Consider the following 14,201-nt stretch of genomic DNA (forward strand, 5'->3'; position numbering starts at 1 on the left):
GAATGTTGTACAGAATAATTATTTTGTACAAATTCAGATTCGAGGTGCCTCCATGTCCGAACCGTCCCCACCCAAGATCGCCATCAGCGCCTGCCTGATGGGGGCCGAAGTGCGCTACAACGGCGGACACAAGGCATCGCGACTGTGCACCCGCACCCTCACTGAGTATTTCCAGTTCGTCCCGGTCTGCCCGGAAGTCGCGATCGGCCTGGGCATTCCCCGCGAGCCGATTCGCCTGGTGGGTGACCCGGATCATCCCCAGGCTCTCGGCACTGTTCATCGCGAGGCCGACGTCACCGACGCGCTGTCCGCTTATGGCCAGAAAATGGCCACCGAACTCGATGACATCTGCGGCTACATCTTCATGCAGCAATCGCCGTCCTGCGGGCTGGAGCGGGTCAAGGTCTATCACCACAACGGCGCGCCGATCGGCAGCGGGCGCGGGATCTACGCCCAGGCCTTCTGTGTCCGGCACCCAGATCTACCGGTGGAGGAAGCCGGACGATTGAACGATCCGGTCCTGCGGGAAAATTTCATCACTCGGGTGTTCGCCTACAGCGACTGGCAACAGGTGCTCGAACAAGGCCTGAGCCGCCGCGCCCTGACCGACTTCCACTCACGTTACAAATACCTGCTGATGGCCCACAACCCGGTGCAATACAAGGCGCTGGGCAATCTACTGGGCAACATGAGCGGAATCGATCCCGTGGCGCTCGGCCCGCGCTACTTCAGCCAATTGATGGCGGCGCTGAGCACCTGCGCCACGCGCCGCACCCACAGCAACGTGTTGCAGCACATCAGTGGCTACCTGAAACGGGCCATCAGCACCGAAGACAAACAGGAAATGCAGCACGTCATCGGCCAGTACCGCCACGGCATCGTGCCGCTGGTGGTGCCGCTGACGCTGCTCAAGCATCACTTTCGCCAACACCCCGATCCGTACATCGCGCAACAGGTTTACCTGCAACCGCACCCGGAAAACCTCAGCCTGCGAAACGCCATTTGATGAACGACTCACCCGACACCAGCGCCCGCGAAGACCTCGGCGCCGACTTCAAGAAAGCCCTCGACGACGGCTGGCTGCCGATCCGCGAGGTCGCGCGCCAGACCGGCGTCAACGCGATTACCCTGCGCGCCTGGGAACGCCGTTACGGATTGATCGTGCCCCAGCGCACGCCTAAAGGTCATCGCCTGTACTCGGCCGAGCACGTGCAGCGCATCCAGACCATCCTCACCTGGCTGAACCGGGGCGTTGCGGTCAGTCAGGTCAAACCGCTGCTCGACACACCGCAAGCCTTCAACGAGCCGCTGGAAAACGAATGGCAGCCGTTGCATCAAGCCGCACTGCAGGCGGTCATCCAATTGAACGAACGCAGCCTCGACGACAGCGTCAACCAGGCCATGGCGTTGTACCCGCCGCGAACCCTGTGCGAGCAATTGCTGATGCCGTTGCTGGCGGAACTCGAACAGCGCTGGCAGGGCCAGTTCGGTGCGCAGATGGAGCGGGTGTTCTTTCACGCCTGGCTGCGTAGCAAATTTGGCGCACGCATCTACCATAACAACCGTCAGTTGCGCGGTGCGCCACTGCTGCTGGTCAATCATTCGGACTTACTGCTGGAGCCGCACCTGTGGCTCTGCGCCTGGTTGATCAGCAGTGCCGATTGCCCGGTGCAGGTGTTTGACTGGCCGCTGCCGGCCGGGGAACTGGCGTTGGCAGTCGATCATCTGCAAGCCCGTGGCGTACTGCTGTATTCCAGCAAAGCCATGAACCTTGCGCAGTTGCCGAAGCTGTTGAATGGCGTCAGCTGCCTGAAAATGATTGCCGGACCAACGGTGTGCATCCACCACGCCGAGTTGTCCGTAAGAACCTCCGAGATCGCTGATCTGTACCTGGCCGAAGATCCTCTGGCGGCGCATCAGGTGCTGATAGAGCGAGAGTTGATTTGATGAAGACTGTCGAGAACACCATGCAATTGATCTGGCTGCGCAGCGACCTGCGCCAACATGACAACACCGCCCTGACGGCCGCCGCCGAGCGTGGCCCGACCGTGGCCGTGTACCTGTTGAGCCCCGAGCAATGGCAGGAACATGACGACGCCCCGTGCAAGATCGATTTCTGGCTGCGCAACCTGCGGGAGCTGAGCAAAAGCCTCGCAGCACTGAACATCCCGTTGTTGATCCGCAGCGCCCCGCGCTGGGATCAGGCGCCAGCGGTGCTGCTTGAGCTGTGCCGGCAATTGAAGGTCGAGGCCGTTCACGCCAACGAGGAATATGGCATTCATGAAAGCCGCCGCGATGCAGCGGTTGCACGAGCCTTGCAAGCCGAAAGCATCACGTTTCATAGCCACCTTGATCAGTTGCTGTTCCAACCCGGCAGCGTGTTGACCAAGACCGACACCTACTTTCAGGTGTTCAGCCAGTTCCGCAAAGTCTGCTATGAACGTTTGCATCGCTCGATGCCGGCGCTGATAAAGGCGCCGTCGGCGCAGGTCCCGCTGAATATCGACAGCGATCCGCTGCCCGAGTCCATCGAGGGTTTCCCGACACCCGGCCAGGCCCTGCGCAACCTGTGGCCCGCCGGCGAAACCGAGGCCCAACGACGCCTCGACACCTTCGCCGACGTGCAGATCGACTATTACAAGAGCGAACGCGACTTCCCGGCCAAGCCTGGCACCAGCCAGCTCTCGGCCTATCTCGCGGCGGGTGTGATCTCGCCGCGCCAGTGCCTGCATGCCGCGCTGCAAACCAATCAGGGCGAATTCGAAAGCGGCAAGGTCGGCGCCGTCACCTGGATCAACGAGCTGCTGTGGCGCGAGTTCTACAAACACATTCTGGTGGGTTACCCACGGGTCTCCCGCCATCGCGCGTTCCGCCCGGAAACCGAAGCCCTGGCCTGGCGCGATGCGCCGCAGGAACTGGCGGCCTGGCAGCAGGCACGCACCGGCCTGCCGATCATCGACGCGGCCATGCGCCAATTGCTCGAAACCGGCTGGATGCACAATCGCCTGCGGATGGTGGTGGCGATGTTCCTGACCAAGAACCTGCTGATCGACTGGCGTGAAGGCGAGCGTTTTTTCATGCGCCACCTGATCGACGGCGATCTGGCGGCGAACAACGGCGGCTGGCAGTGGAGCGCTTCAACCGGCACCGATGCAGCGCCGTACTTCCGGATTTTCAACCCGGTCAGCCAGTCGGAAAAATTCGACAGCGAAGGCCTGTTCATCAAACACTGGCTGCCTGAACTGGCCGGACTGAACAAGAAGGAAGTGCACAACCCGGCGAGCGCTGGCGGGCTGTTCAGGGTGGCGGACTATCCACCGCCGATCGTCAACCTGAGCACCTCGCGGGAGCGGGCACTGAGCGCGTTCAAGAACCTGCCGTCACGCCAGGCGGCCGGAGGCGGGCATGAGTGAATTTCTGCGCCGTTTCGCCCGCCAGTTTGCGCAGTTGAACAAAGACAACCTGCACAGCCTGGACGCGCTCTACAGCGAGGACATTCATTTCACCGATCCCTTGCACGAGGTGCAGGGGCTGACGCAATTGCGCAGCTACTTCAGCGAGTTGTACGCGAATGTCAGTGAGCTGCGGTTCGACTTCCACGGTTTCGACCAGATCGGCGACTGCGAAGGTTACCTGCGCTGGGTCATGAGTTACCGCCACCCGCGTCTGGCGGGCGGACGATTGATTCGCGTCACGGGCTGCTCGCACCTGCTCTGGCGCGACAAGGTTTATCGCCACCGGGATTACTTCGATGCCGGGGCGCTGCTTTATGAACATCTACCTGTATTGGGCCGGGTGATTGCCTGGCTGAAAAGGAGACTGGGATGAGTCGTTCAACTCCACGCCGTTATTGGCTGACCGGCGCCAGCAGTGGCATCGGCGCAGCGCTGGCGGAAGAGATTCTGAAAACCGGTGCACACCTGGCGGTCAGTTCCCGTCAGGTCACACCACTCAAAGTGCTGTCGCAACGCTATCCGGGCCAAGTGCTGGTGCTGCCGGGGGATTTGACCAACAGCCAGACCGTGCGGGAAATCGGTGAACAGATCGCGATGGACTGGGGGGCGTTGGACAGCGTGATTCTCAACGCCGGCACCTGCGAGTACGTCGATGCCCAGCAGTTCGACGCCTCGATCATCGAGCACGTGGTGCGCACCAACCTGCTCGCCAGCAGCTACTGCATCGAAGCCGCCCTGCCCTTGCTGCGCAAGGGAACCGCGCCGCATCTGGTAGGCATGGCCAGTTCCGTCACTTACGTGCCATTGCCTCGGGCCGAGGCTTACGGCGCGTCGAAGGCCGGGTTGCGGTATCTGTTCGAGTCGTTGCGCATCGATCTGGCGGACGAAGGCATTGAAGTCACGGTCATCAGCCCGGGCTTTGTCGAAACACCATTGACCGCCAAAAACGATTTCCCGATGCCATTGAGCTGGCCTGCGGAAAAAGCGGCGAGTCACATCTTCGGCAGACTCAAGGAGCGGCCTCTGGAGATAGCCTTTCCGGCGCTGTTCATGGCTGCGCTCTGGCCATTGTCGAAAATGCCGGCGCGGGTACAACTGGCGATTGGCAAACGCATGGTGCGGCGCAGCCCGCCGCTCAGGGATCTGACGTGAACATCGCCATTGTCGGCAGCGGGATCGCAGGCCTGACCTGCGCCTACCTGCTCAATCGCCGACATGACGTGACGGTGTTCGAGGCCGGCGACCGGGTCGGCGGCCATACGCACACAGTAAAAGTGACGGTGGATGGGCGTGATTACGCAGTGGACACCGGGTTCATCGTGTTCAACGACTGGACGTACCCGAACTTCATTCGCTTGCTCGGCCAGTTGGGCGTAACCGCCAAGGCCACCGAGATGAGCTTTTCGGTGACCGACCCCGACACCGGCCTGGAATACAACGGCAACAACCTCGACAGCCTGTTCGCCCAACGCAGCAATCTGTTGTCGCCAGGGTTCTGGGGCATGCTGCGTGACATCCTGCGTTTCAATAAGGAAGCCCGGCGCGACCTCGCCGAACAGCGGATAACCACTGACACCACGCTGGACGATTACCTCAAGGCCGGCGGCTACGGCGAGCGCTTCATCCTGCATTACATCGTGCCGATGGGCGCGGCGATCTGGTCGATGCCCATGGCCCAGATGCTGAATTTTCCGTTGCAGTTCTTCGTGCGGTTCTTCGAGAACCACGGTTTGTTGTCGGTCAGCAATCGTCCGCAATGGCGAGTGATCGAGGGCGGCTCGAGTGCTTACATCGCGCCGCTGACCGAGTCTTTCAAAGAACGGATCCGCGTGAACTGTCCGGTAAACCGGATCGATCGCAACGAACACGGCGTGGTTATCCACAGCCCCGCCGACATCGAACACTTCGACAAAGTCGTGCTGGCCTGCCACAGCGATCAGGCATTGCGTCTGCTGGCCAATCCCGGCAGTGCCGAGCGGGAGATTCTCGGTGCCCTGCCCTACGCCGACAACGAAGTGGTGCTGCACACCGACACCCGCCTGTTGCCGACGCGCAAACGGGCCTGGGCCAGCTGGAACTATCGCCTCGGCGGGGCCGGCCATACCCAGGCGGCCGTCACTTACGACATGAATATCCTGCAAGGCATCCAGAGCGACGCCACGTTCTGCGTCAGCCTCAACCAGAGCGCCGGCATCAGCCCGTCCAAAGTGCTTGCCCGTTTCACCTATGCCCATCCGCAATTCAGCCTCGCAGCGGTGGCGGCACAACAGCGCTGGGCCGAACTCGACGGAGCACAACACACCCATTATTGCGGCGCCTATTGGGCCAACGGTTTTCATGAGGACGGCGTGGTCAGCGCTTTACGCGTGGCCGCCGCGTTCGGAGAAAGCCTGTGAACAGCGCGCTCTACAGCGGCTGGATCGCCCATCGGCGATTCGCTCCGCGCCGTCATGAATTCCGCTACCGGATCGGGCTGATCTATCTCGACCTGACTGAACAGGACGCCGTGCTGAACCTGTCGCCCTTGGCGGGCGCGAACCGGTTTGCCCCGTTCTCATTTCGCGAGACCGACTACCTCAAGACCTTCACCGGTCGTGGTGTGCGGCTGATCGATGCCGTGCGCCTGCTGGTCGGTGAGGCCCTCGGTCACGAGCCGCAGGGTTCGATCTGCCTGTTGACCCAGCCGCGCAGTTGGGGCCTGGCATTCAACCCGGTGAGTTTCTTTTACTGCCACGAGGCCGACGGGCAACTGGCGGCGATTCTCTGCGAAGTCAGCAACACGCCGTGGCGTGAGCGCTATCACTATGTGCTCCCGGCTCAAGCGCCGACCAACGTACGCGACTTCCACCAGCATTTCGCCGTGGCCAAGGCGTTTCACGTTTCGCCTTTCCTGCCGCCGGATCTGGAATACCGCATGAGTTTCAGCCCCGCCGCGCAAACCCTGGGCGTGCACATGGCCGACTGGCAGGGCGAGCAAAAACTGTTCGACGCCACGCTCAACCTGAAACGCGAACCTCTTGATCGACGCAACCTGCACCGGCATCTGTGGCGCTTTCCCTGGATGACCGCCAAGACCGCCCTCGCGATCTATTGGCAGGCCCTGCGATTGCTGCTCAAGCGCACCCCGCTGTTTCCCCATCGGACGGCCGACGACAGCTTTCGAACCGCCACTGCGTCTCCCGAGGAGCACCGCCATGAAATCCTCTAGCGTTTCGGCCAGAGCCATCCCGTTCAGTACGTACGGCATCACCGGTTCGCTGCTGCGCCGTGGAGTTCTTCGTCAGCTCGCACAGCTCAAGCATGGGCAACTGGTGGTGATCGAGGACGGCGAACGCCAGGTCTTCGGCACGCCGGGCAGTGCGTTGCTGGGCGAGATTCATGTCCTTGATGCGGCGGCGTGGGGCATGGTCGCGGGCAACGGTTCGATCGGTGCGGGTGAAGCCTTCATTCATGGTTACTGGAGTTCGCCGGACCTGACGGCGGTAGTGCGGGTCTTCGTCAGCAACCTTGAGGTGCTCGATGGCATGGAGGGCGGACTGGCGAAAATCGGCCGGCCGCTGGTGCGCGGGCTGCACTGGCTTAACCGCAACACACGCAAGGGCTCGCAGAAAAACATCGCCGCGCACTACGACCTCGGCAACGATCTGTTCGAGCAGTTTCTCGACCCGACCATGATGTACTCGGCGGCGCAGTTCCTGCGTCCCGACGACAGCCTGGAACAGGCGCAGTTGAACAAACTGGAGCGGATCTGCCAGAAACTCGCGCTCGAACCCGGCGACCACCTGCTGGAAATCGGCACCGGCTGGGGCAGCATGGCGCTGTACGCCGCGCAGCACTATGGCTGCAAAGTCACCACGACCACGCTGTCCAAAGAGCAATACGCGTTCACGGCCCGGCGCATCGAAAGCCTCGGCTTGCAGGATCGAGTGACACTGCTGCTCAAGGACTACCGCGACCTCACCGGCCAGTACGACAAACTGGTATCGATCGAGATGATCGAAGCGGTCGGCCATCGCTTCCTGCCGACCTACTTCAAGCAATGCGCGCACCTGCTCAAGAGCAACGGCCTGATGCTGCTGCAAGCAATCACCATTCGGGACCAGCGTTACGAGCAGGCGAAACGCGGCGTGGATTTCATCCAGCGTTACATCTTCCCCGGCGGCGCCCTGCCCTGTGTGCAGAAGATGCTCGAAATCGTCAGCCGCGACACCGACATGAACCTGCTGCACATGGAAGATTTCGGCCTGCACTACGCCCGGACCCTGCGCCTGTGGCATGAGAACTTTCGCCATGCCCACGGCCGTCTGAGCGAATTGGGCTACGACGATTATTTCCTGCGGCTGTGGGAGTTTTATCTGTGCTACTGCGAGGGCGGCTTCCTCGAACGCACCATCGGCACCGCGCAATTGCTGTTGGCCAAACCGGCGGCCATGCCGGCACCGTTGCTCGGGCGCTTCGATGCTTGAGCGGATCGCCAACGCCGTTCTGTTCCAGGTCGGCTGGCTGGCCTGCGTGCTCGGCGGCAACAGCCTGTGGTTGCTGGTGGCGCTGGCGGTGCTGGTGATTCATCTGCGCTGGATCAGCAGTTGGGCGGCGGAGGGTCGACTGATTCTCAGCGTGGTGATTCTGGGTACGGCCGTGGACAGTGGCTTGCGCGGCCTCGGGGTGTTCGAGTTCAAGGATCTGTCGCCGCTGATTCCGCTGTGGCTGATGTTGCTGTGGGCGCTGCTCGCCACGACGTTACGCCATTGCCTGCAATGGAGCGCCCGGCCCTGGTGGCTGGCGGCTCTGCTCGGAGCCGTCGGTGGTGCGTTGTCGTATTGCGCCGGTGGACGACTGGCCGGAGTGCAATTTCCCTACGGCGAGTTACCGACCTTGATCGGCATCGGTCTGTTGTGGGCGCTGCTGTTTCCGTTGTTGCACCAACTGTCCGGGCGTCTGGAAGACTGATCGTCTGTCAGAGCTTTCACACGCATACCGGGCACTGCCGTACACTGGCGCCCATGAAAACCATTCCCCTCCAGCCAATCGACGAGCCTGCAGTCACCTGTTCGACCTGCGCGGCCTGCTGCTGTCAGCTCGAAGTGATGCTGATCACCGACACCGGCGTGCCCGAGCGCTATATCGATACCGACGATTGGGGTGGTGAAGTGATGTTGCGCCTGGACGACGGCTGGTGCGCGGCACTGGATCGCGACACGATGATGTGCACGATCTACGAAAAACGCCCGCTGATCTGCCGCGAATTCGAAATGGGCTCGCCGGAGTGCATCGAAGAACGCCAGGGGATTGCCACGGCGTATCGCTGAAGACAAAAAAGGAGCGCCGGGCGCTCCTTTTTCATGGGTGTTACAACGGCATCGTGTAATGCAACGAGTAGCTTTCTACCCCGTCGTTGTTGCTCGACATGCCGGCGTTGGAATAGTGAGTCGCGCGAATCCCCACCTCGTGCCCGCCATGGAAGCGCAAACCGAAACCGAAACGGTCTTCGAACTGGAAGGCCTGGCCGATCTTGTTGCCTTCGTATTCGGTGTTGGAAAACACCGCAGCGCCGATGCCGGCCTCGACGTACGGCTTGATCGACTCGCCGGAAAACTCGTAAACAAACACCGGCGAGAACGACAGGCTGTTGTTGCTGGAGCCCTTGTCGCCTTCCCAGTAGGTGTAGGCGCCACTCCAGTAACCGGTCAGGCGACCGACATCGCTTTGCAGCCAGCTCTTGTCCCAGTCGAAATTCATCCCCAGGCGATACGTCATCGTTGAATCGCTGGTGGCCCCAACCCCGAATTCCACACCCGCGGCTTGCGCGGTAAAACTTTGCCCCATCAGTGCGGCCGCAATCGCGGCCAAGCAGAATAGTCGCTTCACTTGAAACATCCTTTTCCGAACGGTCGTATGGTTTTTAGTTTGCTTGACGCTATAGAAATCGGCGTTTGAACAGAAGTTCAGCTGATTTTTCAGTTATGACGCAACTTTTTTACAAACCGAAGCTTTGCACATCGCCGGGCAATTGTCCCAGCAATGGCAGGATGTTTTTCAGGGATTGCGGATCGGCACTGGTCCAGAATTTCGCGGGGCGGTTCGGGCCCTCGGCGAGCAATTCGCGCTCGGCCAGCAGACGCTGAAGTTGCCGGGCCACGGCGGCGCCGGTGTCGATCAGGCTGATGTCGTCGGGGAGCATCGTCTTGAGCATCGGCTTGAGAAACGGATAGTGGGTGCAGCCGAGAATGATCGTGTCGCAGCCTGCGCCCAGCAGCGGTTCGACGTAGTGCTGAAGCAACTGACGCAGCGCTTCGCTGTGCAGGTCGCCGTTTTCGATACGCTCCACCAGTCCCGGGCAAGGTTGGGTAATGACCCGAATATCGGTGGCAAAACGATCGAGCAAGGCCGCGAATTTCGCGCTCTGCAAGGTGCCGGTGGTGGCGAGTACGCCGACTACTCCGCTGCGAGTGGCGGCAGCAGCCGGTTTGACTGCCGGCTCCATGCCGACAATCGGCCAGTCGGGGAAGTCACGCCGCAGGTCAGCGACGCCGGCCACGGTCGCGGTGTTGCAAGCGATCACCAGCGCCTTGGCGCCCTGCTCGCGGAAAAAACCGGCCATCACGCTGCAACGCTCGCGAATGAACTCCGGGGTTTTCTCGCCATAAGGAATGTGGCCGCAATCGCCGAGGTAGAGCAGCGATTCATTGGGCAGCAACTGTTGGATTTCCGCCAGCACCGACAGGCCGCCGACGCCGGAGTCGAATACGGCGATCGGCGCCTCACGCATGGTGCGAACCACAGACACTGCACCCCGGGTCACGCTTGACCCGCAGTTCACGGAAGCGCGAGCCCAGTGCATCGATCAACAGCAGGCGACCCACCAGTGGCTCGCCGAATCCTGCCAGCAACTTCAACGCTTCCAGCGCTTGCAGGCTGCCGACCAGGCCAACCAGAGGACCGACCACGCCGGCCTCGCTGCAGGTCAGTTCGGCTTCGCTGCCGTGACCGTACAGGCAGTGGTAGCACGGACTTTCGGCACGACGCGGGTCGAACACCGAGAGCTGCCCTTCGAGGCGGATCGCCGCGCCGCTGACCAGCGGTTTGCGCGCAGCCACACACGCAGCGTTGACTGCTTCGCGAGTGGAGAAATTGTCCGAACAGTCGAGCACCAGATCCACCGCAAGCACGGCAGCAGCGAGGGAGTCCTCGTCCAGTGCCTGACGATGGGGCACCAATTTGATTTCAGGGTTGATCGCGCTCAGGCGCTTGAGCGCCGAGTCGACCTTGGTCATGCCGACGCTGTCGGTGTCGTGGATAATCTGGCGTTGCAGGTTGGTCAGGTCGACCGTGTCGAAATCCGCCAGATGTAGCTCGCCGACGCCCGCCGCCGCCAGGTACAAGGCCACCGGTGCGCCGAGACCGCCGAGGCCAACGATCAGGACACGGCTGTCCTTAAGCTTCAACTGGCCATCGATGTCGATGTGTTGCAGCAGGATCTGCCGACTGTAGCGCAACAATTCCTGATCATTCAGCACGGCAGGCGCCCCAGGCTGATCCGTTGATGGCCGCCCAGATCGGTGCGGCTGTGGACTTCTTCTAAACCTTGCGTCAACAGCAGATCGCGTACGACTTCGGCTTGATCATAGCCGTGTTCGAGCATCAGCCAGCCACCGGCCTCCAGATGTGCCGGCGCCTGGGCAATGATCAGGCGTATATCGTCGAGCCCGTCGACGCCGGCCACCAGCGCGCTTTCCGGTTCGAAACGCACATCGCCTTCGGCAAGATGCGGATCGGCCACGCGGATATACGGCGGGTTGCTGATGATCAGCTCGAAACGCTTGCCTTCGAGGGCACTGAACCAGTGACTGCTCAGCACCGTGGCGTTGTTCAGGTGCAGGCGCTGACGGTTGCGTTCGGCCAGGGCCACGGCTTCCAGCACACGATCCACAGCGGTGACGTTCCACGCCGGGCGCTCGCTGGCCAGAGCGAGCGCAATTGCGCCGCTGCCGGTGCCGAGGTCGAGCACTTTGGCCGGGGTCGCCGGGAGCAATTCCAGTGCGGCCTCCACCAGCAATTCGGTGTCCGGACGCGGGATCAACGTGTGCGGCGCGACTTCCAGATCGAGCTTCCAGAAACCCTGCTGGCCGAGAATGTAGGCCACCGGTTCACCGCTGCGACGACGCTGCAGATATTCGGCGAAGACCAACACGGCTTCGCTCGGCACGATGCGCTCGGGCCAGGTGTGAAGAAAACTGCGCGACTTGCCCAGCGCCGCGGCAAGGAGCAGTTCGGCGTCCAGGCGCGCGGTGGGCGAGTCCGGCAGTTCGGCGGCGCGCAACAGGCTGGCGATGATGGTCATTTATTCACCTATCGCTGCAAGTTGGTCGGCCTGGTATTCGGCCAGCAACGGCTCGATCACCGCTTCGACGCCACCGGCGAGGATTTCGTCGAGGGAATACAGGGTCAGGTTGACGCGATGGTCAGTGACCCGGCCCTGGGCAAAGTTGTAGGTGCGGATGCGTTCGGAGCGGTCACCGGAACCCACCAGCAATTTACGCTCACTGGCGATGGCGTTGGCCGCCGCTGCGGTCTGCTGGTCGTTGAGCTTGGCCGACAGCCAGGCCATCGCCCGTGCACGGTTCTTGTGCTGGGAACGTTCTTCCTGGCACTCGACCACGATGCCGGTCGGCAAGTGGGTGATACGGATCGCCGAGTCGGTCTTGTTGACGTGCTGACCACCGGCCCCGGAGGAACGGTAGGTGTCGACGCGCAAATCCGCCGGGTTGATCTCGATCGCTTCCTGCTCGTCCGGCTCCGGCAACACAGCCACGGTGCAGGCCGAGGTGTGGATCCGGCCCTGGGATTCGGTGGCCGGCACACGCTGCACGCGGTGGGCACCGGACTCGAACTTCAGCTTGCCGTAGACGTTGTCGCCTTCAACCCGGGCGATGACTTCCTTATAGCCGCCGTGCTCCCCCTCGTTCTCCGAGAGGATTTCCACCCGCCAGCCACGCCGCTCGGCGTAACGCGAATACATGCGGAACAGGTCGCCAGAGAAGATCGCCGCCTCGTCACCACCGGTGCCGGCGCGGATTTCGAGGAACACGTTGCGCCCGTCGTTCGGGTCCTTAGGCAGCAGCATGCGCTGCAAGGTGGCTTCCAGTTCGATGAGTTGCTCTTTGGTTTCGCGGACTTCTTCCACGGCCATTTCACGCATGTCCGGGTCGCCGTCCTTGAGCAGCGCCTGGGCGCCTTCCAGGTCGGCCTGGGCTTTGAGCAGCTGTTTATAGGCTTCGACGACCGGCTCGACTTCGGCGTATTCCTTGGAATAGGCGCGGAATTTGGTCTGGTCGGAAATGACTTCGGCGTCGCCAAGCAGCGCCGTCAGTTCCTCGAAACGGTCCTGGAGGATATCCAGCTTATTGAGCAGTGACGCTTTCATTGCGGTTTTTTATCCGAAAAGCTATCCGGTGAGCCCTCGAGGGCAAAGAGTTCCTGGGCCATGGCCAGCGCATCGAGGCGGCCTTCGGCAGAAAGCTTTTTCAACTGTACGCTCGGGGCGTGCAGGAGTTTATTGGTCAGGCCACGGGCCAACTGGCCCAGCACGTCTTCGGCGTTGCCACCGTTGGCCAGCAGGCGCAGGGCCTTTTGCAGCTCTTCGTCGCGCAGGCGTTCGCTCTGTTGACGATAGGCCTTGAGCACATCGACCGCCGCCAGTTCACGCAGGCGCACCATGAAATCGTCGGCACCGACCGAAACCATCTCTTCGGCCGCTTGCGCTGCGCCCTGGCGGCTCTTGAGGTTTTCGGCGACCACTTCGTGCAGATCGTCGACGCTATAGAGGTAAACGTCGTCGAGTTCGCCGACTTCTGGCTCGATGTCACGGGGAACGGCGATGTCGACCATGAAGATCGGTTTGTGCTTGCGCAGCTTCAGCGCACTTTCCACCGCGCCCTTGCCAAGGATCGGCAACTGACTGGCGGTGGAACTGATGACGATGTCGCTGCGCACCAGTTCGGCCGGGATGTCCGAGAGCAGCACCGCGTGGGCGCCGAACTGTTCGGCCAGCAGGCTGGCGCGCTCCAGTGTGCGGTTGGCCACCACAATACGCTTGACCCCCAGCTCATGCAGATGGCGGGCGACCAGGGTGATGGTCTCGCCGGCGCCGATCAGCAGGGCCTGGCTGCGTTGCAAGTCGCTGAAAATCTGTTTGGCCAGGCTGACGGCGGCAAACGCCACGGACACCGGGTTTTCACCGATGGCGGTGTCGGTGCGCACTTGCTTGGCAGCATTGAACGTTGCCTGAAACAACCGGCCCAACAACGGCCCGATCGTGCCGGCCTCGCGGGCCACGGCGTAGGCCGATTTCATCTGGCCGAGGATCTGCGGTTCGCCCAGCACCAGCGAATCGAGCCCGGAGGCGACCCGCATCATGTGACGAACTGCCGCATCATCTTCGTGCACATAAGCACTCGCGCGCAGCTCATCGAGGCTTAAATGGTGATAGTCGGCCAGCCAGCGCAGCACGATATCGGCCGAAAGCTGATCCTGTTCTATATACAGTTCACTGCGATTGCAGGTGGAAAGGATCGCAGCTTCGCGGCTGTCGGTGAGTCGGCAGAGCTGCTGCAAGGCCTCCACCAGCTGCTCAGGGGTAAAGGCCACGCGCTCGCGGACGTCTACTGAAGCAGTCTTGTGGTTGATACCGAGTGCAAGGAAGGCCATTCAAGGTCGCTGATGGTGACGTGAAGCCGGCAATTGTCC

The 14,201-nt window shown here is 61.8% G+C and carries 16 protein-coding genes; 10 read left to right on the top strand and 6 right to left on the bottom strand.

The window, feature by feature from the left end:
• Positions 1–52 precede the first annotated feature (52 nt).
• The 10 genes from IF199_RS25195 to IF199_RS25240 are packed head-to-tail and all read left to right on the top strand — an operon-like array spanning position 53 to position 8,764.
• Positions 53–1,006, top strand: a complete 954-nt coding sequence (locus tag IF199_RS25195; protein WP_192558972.1) for a YbgA family protein — start codon at positions 53–55, stop codon at positions 1,004–1,006.
• A complete protein-coding gene (locus IF199_RS25200) occupies positions 1,006–1,947 on the top strand; it encodes a MerR family transcriptional regulator (RefSeq protein WP_192558973.1) in 942 nt (313 codons plus the stop codon). The genes IF199_RS25195 and IF199_RS25200 overlap by 1 nt, the downstream gene beginning before the upstream one ends.
• Positions 1,948–1,967: 20 nt before the next feature.
• Positions 1,968–3,413 carry a deoxyribodipyrimidine photo-lyase gene (gene phrB, locus IF199_RS25205; protein WP_192561006.1) on the top strand — a complete coding sequence of 482 codons (1,446 nt, stop codon included), beginning with the start codon at positions 1,968–1,970 and terminating at the stop codon, positions 3,411–3,413.
• The gene (locus IF199_RS25210) at positions 3,406–3,828 is read left to right on the top strand and encodes a nuclear transport factor 2 family protein (RefSeq protein WP_096822755.1); all 423 of its coding nucleotides are present in this window, start codon (positions 3,406–3,408) and stop codon (positions 3,826–3,828) included. The genes phrB and IF199_RS25210 overlap by 8 nt, the downstream gene beginning before the upstream one ends.
• A complete protein-coding gene (locus IF199_RS25215; protein WP_192558974.1) occupies positions 3,825–4,607 on the top strand; it encodes an SDR family NAD(P)-dependent oxidoreductase in 783 nt (260 codons plus the stop codon). Before IF199_RS25210 ends, IF199_RS25215 begins: the two co-directional genes overlap by 4 nt.
• On the top strand, positions 4,604–5,851 hold the full coding sequence (locus IF199_RS25220) for an NAD(P)/FAD-dependent oxidoreductase (protein ID WP_192558975.1): 1,248 nt from the start codon (positions 4,604–4,606) through the stop codon (positions 5,849–5,851). Before IF199_RS25215 ends, IF199_RS25220 begins: the two co-directional genes overlap by 4 nt.
• Positions 5,848–6,663 carry a DUF1365 domain-containing protein gene (locus IF199_RS25225; protein WP_192558976.1) on the top strand — a complete coding sequence of 272 codons (816 nt, stop codon included), beginning with the start codon at positions 5,848–5,850 and terminating at the stop codon, positions 6,661–6,663. Before IF199_RS25220 ends, IF199_RS25225 begins: the two co-directional genes overlap by 4 nt.
• Complete coding sequence (locus IF199_RS25230) at positions 6,650–7,921, top strand: SAM-dependent methyltransferase (RefSeq protein WP_192558977.1); 1,272 nt, start codon at positions 6,650–6,652, stop codon at positions 7,919–7,921. The genes IF199_RS25225 and IF199_RS25230 overlap by 14 nt, the downstream gene beginning before the upstream one ends.
• Positions 7,914–8,405 carry a DUF2878 domain-containing protein gene (locus IF199_RS25235; protein WP_102621221.1) on the top strand — a complete coding sequence of 164 codons (492 nt, stop codon included), beginning with the start codon at positions 7,914–7,916 and terminating at the stop codon, positions 8,403–8,405. The genes IF199_RS25230 and IF199_RS25235 overlap by 8 nt, the downstream gene beginning before the upstream one ends.
• 53 nt (positions 8,406–8,458) lie before the next feature.
• The gene (locus tag IF199_RS25240) at positions 8,459–8,764 is read left to right on the top strand and encodes a YkgJ family cysteine cluster protein (RefSeq protein ID WP_192558978.1); all 306 of its coding nucleotides are present in this window, start codon (positions 8,459–8,461) and stop codon (positions 8,762–8,764) included.
• A 40-nt stretch (positions 8,765–8,804) separates the two neighbouring features.
• Here the strand turns inward: IF199_RS25240 and IF199_RS25245 are convergent, their stop codons facing one another.
• The 6 genes from IF199_RS25245 to hemA all read right to left on the bottom strand — a co-directional run bounded on the left by IF199_RS25245 (position 8,805) and on the right by hemA (position 14,162).
• Complete coding sequence (locus IF199_RS25245; protein WP_102621220.1) at positions 8,805–9,323, bottom strand: acyloxyacyl hydrolase; 519 nt, start codon at positions 9,321–9,323, stop codon at positions 8,805–8,807.
• 109 nt (positions 9,324–9,432) lie between these two features.
• The gene (gene murI / locus IF199_RS25250; RefSeq protein ID WP_096822741.1) at positions 9,433–10,224 is read right to left on the bottom strand and encodes a glutamate racemase; all 792 of its coding nucleotides are present in this window, start codon (positions 10,222–10,224) and stop codon (positions 9,433–9,435) included.
• Positions 10,217–10,972, bottom strand: coding sequence for a molybdopterin-synthase adenylyltransferase MoeB (locus tag IF199_RS25255; protein ID WP_192558979.1), 756 nt, complete (start codon positions 10,970–10,972; stop codon positions 10,217–10,219). Before IF199_RS25255 ends, murI begins: the two co-directional genes overlap by 8 nt.
• Positions 10,966–11,796 (bottom strand): peptide chain release factor N(5)-glutamine methyltransferase, encoded by an 831-nt coding sequence (gene prmC, locus IF199_RS25260; protein WP_192558980.1) that lies wholly within the window; start codon positions 11,794–11,796, stop codon positions 10,966–10,968. The genes IF199_RS25255 and prmC overlap by 7 nt, the downstream gene beginning before the upstream one ends.
• Entirely contained in the window at positions 11,797–12,879 is a 1,083-nt protein-coding gene (gene prfA / locus IF199_RS25265; protein ID WP_096822736.1) for a peptide chain release factor 1, read from the bottom strand.
• Complete coding sequence (gene hemA / locus IF199_RS25270) at positions 12,876–14,162, bottom strand: glutamyl-tRNA reductase (protein WP_007951716.1); 1,287 nt, start codon at positions 14,160–14,162, stop codon at positions 12,876–12,878. The genes prfA and hemA overlap by 4 nt, the downstream gene beginning before the upstream one ends.
• Between the last annotated feature and the right edge of the window lie 39 nt (positions 14,163–14,201).

It is taken from the genome of Pseudomonas allokribbensis (genome assembly GCF_014863605.1).
In the GTDB taxonomy this organism is placed as follows: Bacteria; Pseudomonadota; Gammaproteobacteria; order Pseudomonadales; family Pseudomonadaceae; genus Aquipseudomonas; species Aquipseudomonas allokribbensis.